The organism is Psychrilyobacter sp., from assembly GCF_049671765.1.
Lineage (GTDB): Bacteria > Fusobacteriota > Fusobacteriia > Fusobacteriales > Fusobacteriaceae > Psychrilyobacter.
The window spans coordinates 1-17,217 of sequence record NZ_JBATVM010000105.1 but is presented as its reverse complement, the minus strand read 5'-3'; the positions used below and the strand labels follow the sequence as shown (position 1 = coordinate 17,217).

The following is a 17,217-nucleotide window of genomic DNA, read 5'->3' as shown; positions in this document are numbered from 1 at the left end:
AAAATGATGAATTTGAAAATATTGAAGCCTTGGAAAAATTATCTAAAGAGGAGATTCCGTTGAATATAAAAAAATTAAAATCACTGGAAATATTACATACTAAAGTAGTCGATAAAGATAAACTTAGGGATGTTTTGAAGCAACTATAGTAATAAAATTAAAAAAAGATGATTTCTGTATTTTACAGAAATCATCTTTTTTGATCTTATATTATATATATATAATTTTTTATTGTTGATCAGGTTTACTTATCTCTTCTGATTTTTCCATACACTTTCTCATTTCTTTCATTATTATGATTAAATTTTAACTTTTTTGATCTTATTTATAAACTTCATATTTTTTATTACTAATCCATATAATCTATTTTTGGTCTTATTACGAATTAAAAGCCTCTTTGTAAAACATATGATTTTACGCTTTATTATTATTATATTAAGTGGTTAATCAAAAGTCTTTTTAGGTTAAAAATTATTCGCTTATACATGTTGAACTTATTCCAATAAATTACTATAATCATGTTGAAAAATAAATTGGAGGTGTAGAAATGGGAGAAGCTTTAGTAACTGTATTATCGACTGCAATAGTAATATTCTTTTTAATAAAAAGTGAAAAAAAATAGTATTACAGCCGATAAAATTAAAAAAAGGTAGAAGCTACCATTAAATTATTGTATTTACAATATTAAAAAAAACTTGATATTAAAGATATTGAGTATTTTTTTTATACAAATAATCATATTTTTATCTATTTAACTCATCCAATCCACTTTATGCTCTGGATTCCATTTTGTAGTTATTTTTATTAAATTTGTCCAAAAATTTATAGATGAAACACCCGTTATGTCACCATATCCAAACTTAGAATCTTTAATACCTCCAAATGAGAATGGCTCTCTAGGAACAGGAACACCTATGTTAACACCTAGCATTCCTGCTTGGAATTCTCTTATAGCCTCATCTACATACCTTCCATTTTGAGTAAAAATAGCAGCAGCATTACCATATGGAGATTTATTTTGAATCTTAGCAGCTTCTACAATTGTATTAGCATGTCTAATTTCTAAAACAGGACCAAATATTTCTTCATCACTCATTTTATCAATATCTTTCCAATCAATTATAGAAGGACCTATAAAATATCCTTTATCTGTTAAAGCTTCTCTTCCATCTAAAACAATTTCAGCTCCTGCTTCCTTTGCAAAATCTAAATAGTCACTAATTTTTTTAATAGCAGCAGGTGTAATAACAGGCGGAATATCTACACCGACTATCATTTCTCTAGATTTTCTGATAACCTCTGAATATACTTTTTGGATATTTCCAACTCCAATAAGAACAGACACAGCCATACACCTTTGACCAGACATTCCAAAAGCAGATGAAATTATATCTCTACTACCAGCATCAGCATTAGCGTCAGGCATAACAACAATATGGTTTTTTGCTCCTCCTAATGCTAAGACCCTCTTTCCATTGGCGGTTGATCTATTATGGACTATCTTTGCAACAGGAGTAGATCCTACAAATGACACAGCGACTATATCTTTATTATCACAAATACCCTCAACAATCTCTTTACCACCATTAACTACGTTGAAAATACCGTTAGGTAACCCTGCCTCTTCCCATAGCTCTGCCATCTTTGTAGCCGATATAGGTGTTAATTCTGATGGCTTTAATATCATTGCATTTCCAAGAGCAATAGCATTTGGAACAGACCAATGTGGAACCATCACAGGAAAGTTAAAAGGTGTTATAGAAGCTACAACTCCTATAGGTCTTTTTTCTTCTTTACAATTTATACCTCTGCTTACATCTTGAGATTTTCCAGAGATAAGTTGTGGTATCGAACAAGCAAATTCTGTTAATTCAATAGCTTTATCTACACCAGCATAAGCTTCTTCTATTGATTTTCCATTTTCTTCACAGTTAATAATAGATAACTCTTCTCTATATTTTATAAGTAACTCTCTATAATTATATATTATTTTAGATCTAGATTTTGCAGTTAAACTTCCCCAAGATGCTTGTGCCACTTTAGCTTTTGCTACAACTTCATCTAATTGAACTTTAGTAGCAGCTTTAAATTCACCTATAATCTCTCCATTAATAGGAGCATAGATATCATATTTATCTCCTTCACCTGATACAAATTCACCATTCAAATAGTTTTTAATTTCATTATATTTCATTCTTATCCTCCTAGAGTATTTCAGATATTTTTACTAACCTTCTTCTTGAAATTATAAAAACCCCCAAATTAATGTAATTGTAGTTTACACCAATTTAGAGGTCTACTATTTCCTAGCCCCAGCCTAATAGTTTATATTTTTCTTTAATTATTTTTCGAACTTCTTCCATTGGTTTTTGTACAAACTCTATTCTATCAAAAGAATCCGGGTTTTCTTGAAGGTAATTTCTTAATGTATTTCCAAAGGCCATTCTTAGTGCTGTTCCTATATTCATTTTCCCGATACCATATGAACACATTTTAGTGATCTGATCATCTGAAATTCCTGTTGATCCATGGATTACTAATGGAACAGAATTTAAATTTTTAATTTTTTTAAGTCTCTCAAAATCTATAATTCCTTTTTGTTCTTGCATTTTATGAACATTCCCAACAGCTACAGCAATGCAATCTACCCCAGCTTTTATGTGCATTTCATTTACTTCTTCTGGTTTAGATAGTTTTTCTTTAACTTTTATATCAGGATCACTATATCCTACACACCCAACTTCTACTTCGAAAGAAACGTTACATCCTTTACAAAATTCGTTGATTTCTTTAGAAATTTTAATATTTTCTTCTAGTGGTAGACTTGAACCATCATACATTACAGATGAGTAGTTTGCTTGAATAGCAGCAGCTATTTCAGATTTACTTTTACCATGATCTAAATGTACACAAACTGGTGCGGAAGATTCCATAGCCATTTTCCCGAACAAAGCTCCGTAATATTTAACATCCATAAAGTTTACAGCATCTCTATTTGTCATTAAGATAGCAGGAGCATTTAAAGATTCCGCTACTTCTATTACCATTTTAGCATCTTCATATCCAAAGACATTAAATGCAGGAATAATACGATTATTATCTATGGCGTCTTTCATTATGCTTGTAAGATTAACTAACATTTAATCCCTCCCCTCTTATTAAAATTCTTACTCTTAATTACTTTGATTCGGCAACAAAGAGTAAGGGCTTTTCTTATTTAGTTCCCTATATTGATAACAATAGTGGTTTTATTTACTTATATTTAACCCAAGAAGATTCATTATCTGAAGATCTTACACAGTTTTCAATGAAACGAACACCTTCAAGTCCTGCGTTGATATCAGGGAACCACGTATTTTCAAAACGCTCTTTATCTCCTTTGATTTTAGCATCTATTGCAATAGCATATCTTTGATATAGGTTTGACCAAGATTCAAATAATCCTTCAGCATGTCCACATCCAATTCTATCCCCTGAAACTGCTGAATCATCGTTATATAAATACCCATGTCCACGGTCTAGTAACTGTTTAGGCTTACCTTGAACCTCATAAACAAGTTGATTAGGATGTTCATCCCACCATGATATAGAAGCTTTAGAACCTACTATACGAATACGTTGCTCATGAATTCCACCTGCATTAACAGCAGAAGCCCATAAATTTCCTACAGCTCCATTAGTAAATTTAAGTAATACTGTAGCGTTATCTTCTAATGGTGCTCTAGAAGCAATGAAACTTTGCCTTGAACACATTAACTTATCTATTTCTAGATTTGGAACCATAACTTCTGCTAAATAAAGAGCATGTGTACCAATATCTCCTAGAACATAAGTCGGACCTGATGCTTCAGGAGTAACACGCCACTTTAGTCCTGGGTCATTTTTTTCAACTTCTTCAGAATGCCATCCATGAGCAAATTGCATATTTACAATACGAACATCTCCAATATCACCATTTTCAATCATTTTTTTAGCTTGGTGAACCATTTGGTGACCTGTGTAACCATATGTTACACCTATAACTAAATCATTTTTTTCTGCTATTTCTTTTAAAATTTCTGCTTCTTCTACTGTAAAGCAAAGAGGTTTTTCACAAATCACATGTAATCCCGCTTCAAGGGCTGTTTTTGTCATTATGAAATGGAATTTATTTGGTGTTGCAATAGATACAACTTCTATTCCATCCTCTCTTTTAGATTCTTCTTCAAACATTACTTTATAGTCAGAGTAACATCTATCACTGTCTACACCTAAGTTAACACCAAAACTCTTACATGCTTCAGGTTTGATATCAAAAGCTCCTGCCGAAAGTTGGAATAAACCATCTCTTAAAGCGGATGATCTGTGGATATAACCAATTTGACTTCCTCTACCTCCTCCAATCATTCCCCAACGTAACGGTCTATCAAACTTTAATTCTTCATTAAACATACCTATTTCCCTCCTCGATTTTAAGTTCTTATTTTTTTATAAATTATATCCGTGTTGATTTAAAAAATTAATACTCTTTTTAGCATCATCTAAACTACCATCAGCTAATAAAGGATCCCTTTCTTGTTCTATTGTGATCCATCCCTTGTATCCAATCTCTATTAAAGCTTCTTTTATAGCCTTATATTTCACTGTTCCAGATCCTATAGGACACATTACTCCTTTTTCACACCCTTTAAAAAAACCTGTATAGCTAGCTAGTACTTTTTCATACGTCTCTAGGTGAACATCTTTAAAATGAACATAGTCAAGACGATCTGAATATTTTTTTATCCATTTGTCAGGAGACATTTGAGAATAGAAAAGGTGTCCAGTATCAAGGCATAGTCCTATTTCTTTGTTATTAAGATTTTCCATAACATAATCTATCTCATCAGCAAATTCTATATATCCCCCTGCGTGTGGATGAACAACAGCTCTCACTCCATAAGATTTAGCTATTTCAGCAGCTATACGAAGATGATCTATCAATCTTTCACGATTTTTATTATCTAATCTAACGGCTTCATCTGGATGTCCTGCAAATGGATCTCTTATTTTATTGACTGCATCAATAACCACTAAATATGGTGTTTCATATCTTTGCCCATCTATTTGGGTGGGTTTTGGAAGTTTTGATAACAATTCACAAGTTACTTTTATTTTTTGAATAACAGTATCAAAGTTTTTTTCCGAAAGTAGATCCTCATATATAGTACCGGCCACAATAGTTAACTTGTATTTTTCTAGCTCTTTTTTTAATACATCAATATCTTGTGGTAAATAACCATAAGGTCCTAATTCAATGCCTCTGTACCCTGCTAAAGAAGCTTCTAAAAGGACTTTTTCATAAGGCGGATTATTTGGGTTGTTTGGATCTTCTACTCCCCAAGCTCCTGGTGCACCTGCAATTTTCCAAAACATAATTTCACCCCGTCACTTACAACTTTAAAGGTTGTATTTATTTTTTTCTATAAGCCTCAATGAAATTTTCAATTTCTTTTTCAGTAGGCATAGCTTCTGAACAACTATTTTCTTGAACTACAATTGCTGCAGCACCTGCACCATATTTCATAGCTTCTTCAACACTTTTACCCTTGATCATACTACTGATAACTCCTCCAGCATATGAATCTCCTGCACCTTGAGTTTTTAATGGATCTACAGGAAACACTTCCCCTAGTTTCTTCTCTCCATTTTTAAAGTAAGCTGTGGAACCATCTTTTCCTCTTTTTACAATAACTAATTTAGATGAATTATTTAACCAATGTTTAGCCGTTTTATCGTCATCTCTGTTCCCGGGCAGATCAACGCCTTCTAAAACGTCAAATTCTTCTCTAGTTCCTATGATTACATCACTTCTTTCAGCTGCTAAACTACAATATAAAGAAGTCTCGTCTAATGAGTTCCATGTGTATGGTCTATAATCAACATCAAAGAAAACAACTGTATTATGTTTATTGGCATATTTTAATGCTAATAATACTGCTTCTCTTGATGGTGATGCCGCTAGTGCTGTTCCTGAAACTACTAAAGCTTTAGAGCTTTTAATATATTCTTCCGACACTTCGTTCATTTGAATTTTTAAGTCTACAGCATCTGATCTATACATAATTATATTACTTTCTTTTGGACTTTTAATTTCTATAAAGGCTAATCCTGTTTTATTGTCATTTTTATCCACAACCAAACCACTTGTATCTATTTTTTTTGATTTAAAGTAATCTACGATATATCTTCCAAAAGAATCATCTGCAATCTTCCCAATAAATCCAGTTTTCATTCCATATCTAGAAGTTGCCACAGCTATATTTGCTGGAGATCCTCCAACTGTTCTAGTAAAAGTTTGTGTTTCTTCTAGTGGTCGGTTAAATTCATTGGGGTTTAAATCGACTCCTATCCTTCCAATAGCTATTATGTCTAATTTTCTATTTTTTTCAAATTTAATTTCTTTCATAGTTTAATTCTCCTCTTTATTTTAAATAATCTTATATAAATTTGTATAAAGATTCTTTAAAGGTATAAATTCTGATTCTATTTACTTGTTTTATTTCTATATGTATCAATAGTTACTGCCCCAACAATTATTATAGCTTTTATAACTTGCTGCCAGTTAGGAGATACTCCAACTAAAGTAAGACCATTGTTTAAAACTCCTATTATTAGAGCTCCTATAATAGTTCCTGAAATAAGCCCAACTCCACCAGTAAGACTTGTTCCACCAATTACAGTAGCTGCGATAGCATCAAGTTCATACGCTAGTCCTGAAGTAGGATTCCCTGAACTCACACGGGCTGTTAATATAATCCCTCCAACTGCTGCCATTAGGCCTGCATAACCATATACAATGACTAAAACTTTATTTACATTAATACCGCAAAGCTTTGCTGCTTGTATATTTCCACCAATGGAATAAACAGTTTTTCCAAATTTTGTTTTTGTAAGTAGAACGTGTGTAACTAATCCCATTAATAAAAAGATTAATACTGGTACCGGTAAAAATCCTATTTTCCCTGCACCTATATAAAGAAATGATTCTGAGATATTACTCACAGGTTTTCCGCCAGTAAACAAGAGAGCTGATCCCCTTGCTGCTGTCATCATTCCTAATGTTGCAATAAAGGGTGGTATTCCAGTTTTAGCTATTATCGCTCCATTAATAAGCCCGCATAATACACCAACAGCTAATCCAGTCATTATAGCTATAAAAATGTTATCTCCTGGAGATGCCAAGGTAGCAGTAATAACACCTACAAGAGCCACTAGAGACCCTGAAGATAAATCAATTCCTGCTGTTATAATAACCAAAGTTACACCTAGAGCTAGTGTTCCAATAACAGCAACCTGTCTGAATATATTAATAATATTTGCACTTCTTAGGAAAACAGGTTTCACTGTAGTAAACCCTATAACCATTATTAAAAGAATCAAAACTATTCCAAAACGTTTAAACAACTCATTCTTATCAATTTTTTTCTTTGGTACCTGCTCTAATACTACTTCCATCTAATATTTCCTCCTGGTTTTATTTATTCTGAAGCTAATTCCAATATTTTTTTTTGTGTTACGTCTTTTCTTGGTATCTCACCTGATAAATGACCTTCATGCATAACTATAACTCTGTCACTCATACCCATTATTTCTGGTAATTCAGAAGAAACCATTATAATAGCTTTCCCATTTTTAGATAAATCAGACATAATCTTATGAATTTCTGATTTAGCTCCTACATCAATTCCACGTGTTGGTTCATCTATTATAAGTATATCTGGATCCATCAAAAGCCATCTAGCTAGTAAAACTTTTTGCTGATTCCCGCCGCTTAAACTTCCGACCCTTTGTTTGATAGTAGGAGTTTTTATCCTCAATCTTTTTACCTGTCCTTCACATATTTTACTAACTTTCCCTTCATCTATCAGTTTAAGAGCATTATCATAATTTTTCAAATCTGATAAGATGATATTATCTGCTACACTTAAAGGTAAACATAATCCTGTACCCTTTCTGTCTTCTGTTAAAAATCCAATTCCAAGCTCAATTGCCTGTTTTGGGTTTTTGATATCTACTAATTTTCCACGTACATAAATTTCACCAGTTGTTTTTGGTGCAATTCCAAATATAGTTTCCATAACTTCAGAACGACCAGCCCCCATTAGACCTGCAAAACCTAATATTTCACCTGTTCTTATCTTAAAATTAACATCCTTAAATTTTCCTTTACAGCTAAGATTTTTAACCTCTAAAATTACATCACCGAAATCATTATGCTCTTCTTTTGGGAAAATTTGACTTACTGTACGTCCAACCATCATACTTATAAGATCATCATCTGTTAAGTTTTCTGATCGTTCGGTTCCTATAAAACATCCATCTCTAAAAATTGTACACTCATCTGTTATTTCAAATATTTCGTCCATTTTGTGAGATATATATATTATGCTCACTCCCGATTCCTTTAATTTTCTAATTATTTTAAAAAGTTGAGTGACTTCTTTTTCTGTTATAGCTGAAGTAGGTTCATCCATTATAATAAGATCTGAGTTATATGATATACTCTTTGCTATCTCAGCCATCTGCATATAAGCTGTACTCAAATTTTTCATCTTTGTATGAGAATCTAGGTTGATTCCAAGTTCTTTTAAGAGCTTGTCTGTATTTTCATACAATTTAACTTCATCAACAAATCCAAATTTAGTAGGTTCTCTTCCTAAAAAAATATTTTCTGCAACAGTCATTTCTGGAACTGGAGATAATTCTTGATGAATCATAGAAATACCCATTCTTAATGCCTCAGCAGGACCTTTAATTTTTAATGGTTTACCTTTAAATTCTATATTTCCTGAATCTGCTTTCAAAACACCTATAATAATATTCATAAGTGTTGATTTACCTGCTCCATTTTCTCCCATTAAACCATGAACGGATCCTTTTTTTATGTTTAATTGAACATTATTCAGGGCTTTTACACCTGGAAAAGTTTTTGTTATGTTTTCTAATTTCAAAAGATTTTCTGAGTTCATAAATACCTCTCTATGTTATTATTTAAGTTATAATTATATTAATATTCTCGATCTTTTTTTCTGCCATATTTATTTATTTTTAACTTTATTCTTTCAAAAAAAGAACAATACAATTTTGATTCATAGAAACTTCCTTTAATATTTGCTTACATATATAGTTAAGTAGAAAGTTTCTATAGATTTTTTTCATTTAACTATGACAATATAAACATCTATTAGTTTTTTATAATTCTTACTCCCAAATTTTAATATATTTATCAACGTTATCTATTGTTACTTGTTCAAAAGGAATCTCTACAAATTTTGTAACTTTTTCTCCTTTTGCCATTTTGATTGCAGATTCTACTCCTAAGTCACCCTGACCAAATGGATTTTGAAATACTGTAACTTCTAAAGTACCCTCTTTTACATATTTAAGAGCATCTATAGTCCCATCTACTCCACCAACAATAACTTGATCATTTTTATTAGCAGCTGTTAAAGCTCTTATTGCACCGATAGCCATCTCATCATTATTTGCTAAAATTGCGTCGATCTTTTCACCAGATTCTAACCAGTTTTCAGTGATTTCCATTCCTTTTGCTCTATCCCAAAGTCCTGAATCTTTAAATATAATCTTCATACCTGGGTTAGCTTTTAAATCTTTTTCATTTCCGTTCGTTCTTTTTTCCGCACTTTCAAAACCTGGAGTTCCCTGAAGTATAGCCACATTCCCTTTACCACCAAGTTTTTTTAATACATATTCCATCTGAAGTTCCCCTGCCATTATTTCATCAGACCCTACAAATACGTCTGAACCTTCAAAATTTCTATTTACTGCAATAAGAGGTATTCCTGCCTCTTTACATGCATTAACGATAGGTTTTGGAGCTGATGTATCAACCATTACAATAATTATTGCATCTACACCTTCTACTATATAGTTTTCAACGTTAGCTAGCTGTGTTGATGGGTCATTTTTACCATCAGTAAATATCATTTTTACTCCCATTTCTTCACCTTTTGTCCTAGCAGCATCATTAAGATATGTTTGCCACTTGTCAGTAAAACTACTTGATGCAAAACCGATTACAATCTCTTTCTCTTCTGAATTAGCGCTCTCATCCTTTTTTCCACATCCACTTAGCACCCCTAATAATATAATTGTCGATAGAACTAATAATAATACTTTTTTCATTTTATTCCTCCTTTTAGTTTTTTTTTATTCTTTTTACTTTTGTTTTGTTCTGCTTTAATTTTCAAGTTTTTTCTTCTAAAACAATACATAAATACCTGAAATAGAGTATAAATTTGTGTTTAATAGAGTTTAGTTTTAAAAACTTATTTTGTCAATAGCTAAAAAAAAATTTTTTAGTTTTTTAAAAAACTAAAAATATTTTTTTTTGTTTTTTTTAGTTTTGCTATTGACATTTATCGAAACTAATTGTAATATCATTAAAAACAAATAAAATTATTATTTCAGAGATTATAAAATATAAACAAGGAGGAATAGAATATTGAAAACTATTAGACTTACTACGTCACAGGCTCTTGTAAAATTTCTAGATAACCAGTATGTAGAATTCAACGGTAAGCAAGAAAAGTTCATAAGGGGATTTTTCACTATATTCGGACATGGAAATGTTGTTGGATTAGGGCAGGCCTTAGAAGAATACGAAGGGGACATGATCGTTCACCAAGGTAGAAATGAACAAGGGATGGCGCAAGCTGCGATTGGATTCGCAAAACAAACTCACAGAAAACAAATATACGCTTGTACTTCATCGGTAGGTCCAGGTGCAGCTAATATGGTAACTGCAGCTGCAACTGCAACTGCAAATAGAATCCCTTTACTTTTACTTCCAGGAGATACTTTTGCAAGTAGACAACCAGATCCTGTATTACAACAGGTTGAGCAGTCAAGCGATCTAAGTATAACTACAAATGATGCATTCAAAGCTGTATCAAAATATTGGGATAGAATAAATAGACCAGAGCAACTTATGACAGCAGCTATAAATGCAATTAGAGTACTTGTAGATCCTGCTGAAACTGGTGCAGTTACAATTTCTCTTCCTCAAGACGTACAAGGTGAAGCGTTTGATTATCCTGAAAACTTCTTCCAAAAAAGAGTTCACAGAATAGAAAGAACTCCTGCAACTGCAGAAATGTTAAAAGATGCAGTTGAACTTATGAAAAATAAGAGAAAACCATTATTAATAGCTGGTGGAGGGGTAAGATACTCTGAAGCTGCAGCTGCAATAAAAGATTTTGCTGAAAAATTTGATATCCCATATGCTGAAACTCAGGCAGGGAAAAGTGGGAATACTTGGGACGACAAGTACAATCTAGGATCTATAGGTGTAACAGGAACAGAATCGGCAAACGTAATTGCACAAAATTGTGACCTTGTCATAGGTGTAGGTACAAAATTCAACGATTTCGTAACAGGATCTAAATGGCTTTTTGCAGATAAAGAAGTCCTTCAAATTAATATAAACGGTTATGACGCATATAAACTTGATGCAGTAAAAGTTGTTGCCGATGCAAAAGCAGGGTTAGAAGCACTTTCTACTGAACTAGAAAAAATTGGTTACAAATCTGGATATGTAAGTGAAGTAGATGAAGTTAAAGAAAAATGGGAAACTGAATGGCAAAGACTTGCAGGAGTAAAATACTGCCCTGAAGAATTTGTTCCTGAAAATCCGGGAAAATTAGACCACGTATTAAAAGAAGTAGCAGAACAAACAGGATCTTGCCTTACTGTTACAGAAGTTTTAGGAACTCTAAATGACATTCTAGACGACGATGCAGTTGTAGTCGCGGCAGCAGGAAGTCTTCCAGCTGACCTTGGAAGAATGTGGAAATGTAAAACTCCTAATGTATACAACATGGAATATGGATACTCTTGTATGGGATATGAAGTTTCTGCAGCACTTGGAGCAAAATTAGCTGCCCCAGAACAAGAAGTATATGCAATGGTTGGAGACGGATCTTATATGATGCTTCACTCAGAACTACCTACAGCTATCCAAGAAGGTAAAAAAATCAATGTAATTGTATTTGATAACATGGCTTTTGGATGTATAAACAACCTTCAAATGGGAGCTGGAATGGGAAGTTTTGGAACTGAGTTCAGACGTAGAAATCCTGAAACTGGAAAACTTGATGGAGCGTTGGTTCCTGTAGACTTTGCAATGAATGCGAGATCATACGGAGCTGTTGGATACACAGTTAAAAATCTAGACGAGCTAAAAGCAGCAATAGAAGACTCTAAAAAACAAACAGTATCTACTTTAATTGATATCAAAGTACTTCCAAAAACAATGACTCACCACTATGAGACTTTTTGGAGCTTCGGATGTGCTGAAGTAGCTAAAAATAAAGAAATAGAAAAAACAGCTAAAGGGTTAAAAGAAACACTTAAAGAAGCCAGACAATATTAAGGAAAAGAAAGTTGTTGCTGAAAAAATTATCATATTAAAAATAGTCAATAAATATATTAAAATAAAAGGAGTGAAACAATGACAAATTCTAAAATGGACTTAACAAAGCACTTTATCAAATTAGGATGTGCACCTATTAACTGGACAAACGATGATTTACCTGAATTAGGAGGAGAATTAACTTTCCAACAATGTTTAAGCGAAATGGCTTTAGCTGGATTCTCTGGTAGTGAAATTGGAAATAAATATCCAACTGATGTTGAGGAACTTGCAAAGGCATGTGACATTAGAGGAATGCAAATCTGTAACCAATGGTTCAGTTGCGAATTTACAACTAAACCTGAATCAGAAACATTGGAAGCATTTGATAAAATTACAGACTTTCTTAAGGCACTAGGAGCAAAAGTTGTTGGTGTATGTGAAACTGGAAGAACTATTCAAGGGGATATAACTAAGAAGATGTTTGATGACGCTCCTACTCTTACTGAAGAAGAATTTGAAAAAATTGCTAATGGTCTTAATAAAATGGGAGAAATAGCTAAGTCAAAAGGAATGAAAATTGGTTATCATTACCATATGGGGACTGGGATTCAATCATTAGCTGAATTTGATAAATTAATGGATATGACTAATCCTGAATTAGTTGGAACATTGTTTGATACTGGTCATGCAACATTTGCAGGAGAACGTGCTGAAGATGTTTTAAAAAAATATATTGATAGAGTTGTACATATTCATTTTAAAGATGTAAGAAGCAACATATTACAAAGAGTTAAAGATGAAAAATTAAGTTTCTTACAAGCTGTTAAAGAAGGTATTTATACTGTTCCTGGTGATGGAGACATGGTTAATTGGGATTCTATTTTTGAAATAATTAGTGCTAGTAACTACCAAGGATGGATTGTTATTGAAGCTGAACAAGATCCTGCAAAAGCAGATCCTCTTGAGTACGCTATAAAAGCAAGAAAATTCATAACGGAAAAAACAGGACTTTAATTAATCTATGACATTAAAATTTAATTTATAAGGTTAAGTCTATAAAAAGAGTATTTTAAGTTTGAAAAACATTTTTTTAGAATTGTTACTACTACTACTAAATTTATAGAATATTATGTTATAATAACTCTATAAAATGAATTTAAATTCACTATATCTATTTTAAAATGAGGGGATAAATATGTTTGCGATGCAGAGATCTGAAAAAATATTAGAAATACTATATGCTAAAAAAACTGTTCAAGTTAGTGATTTAGTTAAACTTCTTAGAGTCAGTGATGTTACCATCAGAAAAGATTTAAAAAAGCTAGAAAGCAACGGAACAATAACGAAAATACATGGTGGTGCTGTACTAAGAAACTCATATATTTCTACTAAACCAAAAAAAGATCAACTTGCAAAGTTTGTTTGCAAACATATAAAAAAAGGTGAAACTATATTTTTAGGTTCAGGTTACGCTTGTGTCTCTTTCGCAAAGCAATTACCTAATGATTGTGAAATTTCAATCATAACTAATAATATAGAAGCTATCCCATATTTAAAAGACAAGTGTAAAACACTTATTTTATTAGGTGGAGAAGTTATTACCCATGATCATAATTTTTTTACAACGAGTTCAGAAATATATGAACAATTAGAATCATATAATATAAATAAGGCTATTACAAGTTGCTCAGGTGTAGATTTAAATTTTGGAATTTCATTTTCTACTGAAGCTAGTAAGAAAATTATAGATGCTATTTTAAAGAATTCTCAGAGTTGGTATTTAATGGCAGATAGTTCAAAATTTAATAATGTTTCACCATATAAGATCGCTGATATTGAAACACCTGAAATGATTGTAACTGAATCATTAATCAAAGAATATAAAAAATATATAAATATAACAGAATGCTAAACTTTAAAAAAATTGTAAAGAAAATAATAGAAGCAATGAAATAAATGATTAAAAGGAGTAAAAGATGAAAATTAAACAACCTGTTGGCGGATTTTCAAAAGGCTATAATGGAATGACTGAAATTAATGGTAAATTTAGTAATATGCTTATGAACTATGGTATATTAAACCTTGAAGCTGGAAAAAGTTTTAAATTTGATGAAAAACTTGAAAAAATAGTAATATTACTTTCAGGTGAAATTGAAGCAAGATTTGGAGATCAAGTTGTTAAAGTATCTAGAGAAAGTTGTTTTGATAATTCAATATGGTGTTTAGATGTTGATGAAAATACTGATTATGAATTAATTGGGATTTCAGAAAAATCAGAACTTGCATTAGTGAGTACACAAAATAAATCAGCATTTAAACCACATATCTTTGATCCTTCAAATACAACACAAGAAGTTCGTGGAGAAGGTACAATGGAAGATGCTGGAAGACGTATTGTAAGAACAAGTATGGATAAAAAAATTACTCCTCATAGTAATATCATGTTTGGAGAAGATGTTCAATTTCCTGGACGTTGGGCAGGATTCCCTTCTCATAGTCATAATCAACCAGAAATTTATTTTTATAAATTCTTACCTGAAAATGGATTTGGACTAGTAAAAATTGGGGACGAAGGGGAATTATTAGAACAAAATGATACACTTACAATTGATCCTGATTTAGTGCATCCACAAGTTGCTGCACCAGGATATGCAATGTATTTCTTATGGATTATTCGTCATTTAGATGGGAATCCGTATTTAGGACCTGACTTTGAAGAAGAACATTTATGGGCAGAGAAGCCTGGTGCTAAATATTGGCCGAACTTAGATAAATAATTTATAAAAGGAACTCTATTAAGAGTTCCTTTTTTTTAAAGGGGGTATTATTATGGATTTTATATTTAACAAAAATCGAATTTCTAATAAGAAATTGACAATTAAGATATTTTTTTTAATCCTTGGATTAATTCATATAGGAATAGGAGCTGCTTTATTTGTTTTGAGCAATGTAGGTTCAGATCCATTTAATGTTTTTATGCAGGGAATATCAAATCATACTATTTTGACAATAGGAATGGCAAATAGTATGGTTAGTTTGATATGGTTTATGATTATTTTTTTTGTTTCAAGAAAATATATACGTTTAGGGACTGTATTTTCAGTTTTTATACTTGGTCCAATGATAGATTTAGCAATGTTTGTTTTTTCTCCTATTATAAATAATGAGTTACCCTTTTCAATGCGTATTATTACCATGTTAATAGGTTGTAATATTATTGCATTTGGAGTAGCTGTAGTATACAATGTAAATTTAGGGATGGTTCCTAATGATATTATGTCTGTGATGATCGCAGAAAAAACAAAATTTCAATTTCGCTGGGTTCGTATAACTTATGATGTTTCAATTGTAGTAATAGGATTTTTAATGGGAGGTGTTTTTGGGATAGGGACTATAGTTTGTGCGGTTTTAACAGGTCCACTAATTCAATTTTTTATGCCTATTTCTAAAAAATATATAACTAAATATATAACTTAAAAATTATGGATTTTCATTTAGATTTTACAGGAAACGACTATGAAAGATTATTTCTCTAGTTTATTTTTTTTCTATATCTATCAATGTCATATTTGAGTTGTGAAAGTACTATGATCAGTCCAGTTTAAAATTTTTTCATTATTGAATTCTATTGTTCTCATGGTTCAATTAATGGTATTATTAAATAAAATGCTATGCCAATGTTTTGTTCAAAGCTACTTAGAAAATCTATATTGATATTTATTTTATTTTTATATCTAATTTTAGATTACAAAAATGTCTTTTGATTAAAAAAATTATAAGCAAGTAAAAGTTAAATATAAAAGATCATAAGTTTAGATATATTATTTTTATAAATACAGCATAAAAAAGGAATAGATTCTTCTATTCCTTTTTTAAAACTATAATAAATCTTATTTACTCATCTCTTCTGATTTTTCCATACATTTTTTCATTCCAGAAATGATAGACGATCTAAATCCTGTTTTTTCTAATTCTGCTACAGCAGTAATAGTCGTTCCTCCTGGAGAACATACCATATCTTTTAGGGCTCCTGGGTGCATACCAGTTTCTAATACCATCTTAGCCGATCCCATTACTGCTTGTGAGGCAAACTTATATGCTTTATCCCTAGGCATTCCTGCTAATACAGCAGCATCTGCCATGGCTTCTATAAACATAAATACATATGCAGGTGCAGAACCGCTTACACCTATTACACTATGGATAAGAGTTTCAGGAAGTTCTTCTACTTCTCCAAATCCTTCTAAGATCTGTTTAGCTATGGCAGATTCTTCAGGAGTCACGTTTCTATTTGGGCTCATAGAAGTCATACCTAATCCTACAAAGGCAGGGGTATTTGGCATTGTACGGATAATTTTAGCTTTATCTCCTAATTTTTTTTCAATTGCAGCAATAGTAACTCCTGCAGCGATAGAGATAATTACTTTAGAATCATCTACAACAGATTTTATTTCCTCCATAACTAGGGAAAAAATATTAGGCTTAACCGCTACCAAGATCATCTCACTAGAACTTACTAGTTCAATAGGAGTAGATGAAATATTTATTCCATATTTATTTTTCAAATAATTTTGTCTATCTTTATTTTTTTCAAAAACGTATATATTTTCAGCATTGTCAAAAGAATCTATAATTCCTTTTAACATTGCTTCTCCCATGTTTCCACAACCTATAAATCCAATTTTCTTATTCATCTACTAATCTCCTCTATAATTTTATTTGTTATCTAGATGTAACATCATGCTTTTTTATTATTCTAAAAAGTTTGTTCAGTTCTTTCTATGATCTCATCTTGGAGTACCTTATCTAAATTATTGAAT

At 31.6% G+C, this 17,217-nt stretch carries 14 protein-coding genes; 5 read left to right on the top strand and 9 right to left on the bottom strand.

The genetic code is table 11. From position 1 onward, the window contains the following. Positions 1–751 precede the first annotated feature (751 nt). From WBG30_RS05200 to WBG30_RS05165, 8 genes are all read right to left on the bottom strand, one after another. On the bottom strand, positions 752–2,194 hold the full coding sequence (locus WBG30_RS05200; RefSeq protein WP_424503586.1) for an aldehyde dehydrogenase family protein: 1,443 nt from the start codon (positions 2,192–2,194) through the stop codon (positions 752–754). Between the two features lie 112 nt (positions 2,195–2,306). Continuing rightward, entirely contained in the window at positions 2,307–3,140 is an 834-nt protein-coding gene (locus WBG30_RS05195) for a class II fructose-bisphosphate aldolase (RefSeq protein WP_424503584.1), read from the bottom strand. A 112-nt stretch (positions 3,141–3,252) separates the two neighbouring features. Continuing rightward, a complete protein-coding gene (locus tag WBG30_RS05190) occupies positions 3,253–4,431 on the bottom strand; it encodes a Gfo/Idh/MocA family protein (RefSeq protein ID WP_424503583.1) in 1,179 nt (392 codons plus the stop codon). A gap of 36 nt (positions 4,432–4,467) precedes the next feature. Beyond that, positions 4,468–5,394, bottom strand: coding sequence for a sugar phosphate isomerase/epimerase family protein (locus WBG30_RS05185; RefSeq protein ID WP_424503582.1), 927 nt, complete (start codon positions 5,392–5,394; stop codon positions 4,468–4,470). A 37-nt stretch (positions 5,395–5,431) separates the two neighbouring features. Continuing rightward, the gene (gene iolC, locus WBG30_RS05180; protein WP_424503581.1) at positions 5,432–6,427 is read right to left on the bottom strand and encodes a 5-dehydro-2-deoxygluconokinase; all 996 of its coding nucleotides are present in this window, start codon (positions 6,425–6,427) and stop codon (positions 5,432–5,434) included. 77 nt (positions 6,428–6,504) lie between these two features. After that, positions 6,505–7,476 (bottom strand): ABC transporter permease, encoded by a 972-nt coding sequence (locus tag WBG30_RS05175; RefSeq protein ID WP_424503580.1) that lies wholly within the window; start codon positions 7,474–7,476, stop codon positions 6,505–6,507. Between the two features lie 23 nt (positions 7,477–7,499). After that, positions 7,500–8,990, bottom strand: a complete 1,491-nt coding sequence (locus WBG30_RS05170; protein WP_424503579.1) for a sugar ABC transporter ATP-binding protein — start codon at positions 8,988–8,990, stop codon at positions 7,500–7,502. A gap of 232 nt (positions 8,991–9,222) precedes the next feature. Beyond that, on the bottom strand, positions 9,223–10,167 hold the full coding sequence (locus WBG30_RS05165; protein ID WP_424503578.1) for a sugar ABC transporter substrate-binding protein: 945 nt from the start codon (positions 10,165–10,167) through the stop codon (positions 9,223–9,225). Between the two features lie 319 nt (positions 10,168–10,486). Here WBG30_RS05165 and iolD point away from each other — a divergent pair, with 319 nt between their 5' ends. The 5 genes from iolD to WBG30_RS05140 all read left to right on the top strand — a co-directional run bounded on the left by iolD (position 10,487) and on the right by WBG30_RS05140 (position 15,874). After that, positions 10,487–12,415, top strand: coding sequence for a 3D-(3,5/4)-trihydroxycyclohexane-1,2-dione acylhydrolase (decyclizing) (gene iolD / locus WBG30_RS05160; protein WP_424503577.1), 1,929 nt, complete (start codon positions 10,487–10,489; stop codon positions 12,413–12,415). 78 nt (positions 12,416–12,493) lie between these two features. Next, positions 12,494–13,411, top strand: coding sequence for a myo-inosose-2 dehydratase (gene iolE / locus WBG30_RS05155; RefSeq protein ID WP_424503576.1), 918 nt, complete (start codon positions 12,494–12,496; stop codon positions 13,409–13,411). Between the two features lie 181 nt (positions 13,412–13,592). Then, on the top strand, positions 13,593–14,309 hold the full coding sequence (locus WBG30_RS05150; RefSeq protein ID WP_424503575.1) for a DeoR/GlpR family DNA-binding transcription regulator: 717 nt from the start codon (positions 13,593–13,595) through the stop codon (positions 14,307–14,309). Positions 14,310–14,373: 64 nt separating this feature from the next. Further along, positions 14,374–15,174, top strand: coding sequence for a 5-deoxy-glucuronate isomerase (locus WBG30_RS05145; protein WP_424503574.1), 801 nt, complete (start codon positions 14,374–14,376; stop codon positions 15,172–15,174). A gap of 52 nt (positions 15,175–15,226) precedes the next feature. Continuing rightward, positions 15,227–15,874 (top strand): YczE/YyaS/YitT family protein, encoded by a 648-nt coding sequence (locus tag WBG30_RS05140; RefSeq protein ID WP_424503573.1) that lies wholly within the window; start codon positions 15,227–15,229, stop codon positions 15,872–15,874. Between the two features lie 413 nt (positions 15,875–16,287). On the opposite strand, the gene proC is transcribed toward WBG30_RS05140, so the two are convergent. After that, positions 16,288–17,091 carry a pyrroline-5-carboxylate reductase gene (gene proC, locus WBG30_RS05135; protein ID WP_424503572.1) on the bottom strand — a complete coding sequence of 268 codons (804 nt, stop codon included), beginning with the start codon at positions 17,089–17,091 and terminating at the stop codon, positions 16,288–16,290. Positions 17,092–17,217 lie beyond the last annotated feature (126 nt).

What these genes read in the sequence shown, in the direction of transcription:
- WBG30_RS05200 (WP_424503586.1), bottom strand. Translation starts at nt 2,194, where the DNA reads ATGAAATATAATGAAATTAAAAACTATTTGAATGGTGAATTTGTATCA.
- WBG30_RS05195 (WP_424503584.1), bottom strand. Translation starts at nt 3,140, where the DNA reads ATGTTAGTTAATCTTACAAGCATAATGAAAGACGCCATAGATAATAAT.
- WBG30_RS05190 (WP_424503583.1), bottom strand. Translation starts at nt 4,431, where the DNA reads ATGTTTAATGAAGAATTAAAGTTTGATAGACCGTTACGTTGGGGAATG.
- WBG30_RS05185 (WP_424503582.1), bottom strand. Translation starts at nt 5,394, where the DNA reads ATGTTTTGGAAAATTGCAGGTGCACCAGGAGCTTGGGGAGTAGAAGAT.
- iolC (WP_424503581.1), bottom strand. Translation starts at nt 6,427, where the DNA reads ATGAAAGAAATTAAATTTGAAAAAAATAGAAAATTAGACATAATAGCT.
- WBG30_RS05175 (WP_424503580.1), bottom strand. Translation starts at nt 7,476, where the DNA reads ATGGAAGTAGTATTAGAGCAGGTACCAAAGAAAAAAATTGATAAGAAT.
- WBG30_RS05170 (WP_424503579.1), bottom strand. Translation starts at nt 8,990, where the DNA reads ATGAACTCAGAAAATCTTTTGAAATTAGAAAACATAACAAAAACTTTT.
- WBG30_RS05165 (WP_424503578.1), bottom strand. Translation starts at nt 10,167, where the DNA reads ATGAAAAAAGTATTATTATTAGTTCTATCGACAATTATATTATTAGGG.
- iolE (WP_424503576.1), top strand. Translation starts at nt 12,494, where the DNA reads ATGACAAATTCTAAAATGGACTTAACAAAGCACTTTATCAAATTAGGA.
- WBG30_RS05150 (WP_424503575.1), top strand. Translation starts at nt 13,593, where the DNA reads ATGTTTGCGATGCAGAGATCTGAAAAAATATTAGAAATACTATATGCT.
- WBG30_RS05145 (WP_424503574.1), top strand. Translation starts at nt 14,374, where the DNA reads ATGAAAATTAAACAACCTGTTGGCGGATTTTCAAAAGGCTATAATGGA.
- WBG30_RS05140 (WP_424503573.1), top strand. Translation starts at nt 15,227, where the DNA reads ATGGATTTTATATTTAACAAAAATCGAATTTCTAATAAGAAATTGACA.
- proC (WP_424503572.1), bottom strand. Translation starts at nt 17,091, where the DNA reads ATGAATAAGAAAATTGGATTTATAGGTTGTGGAAACATGGGAGAAGCA.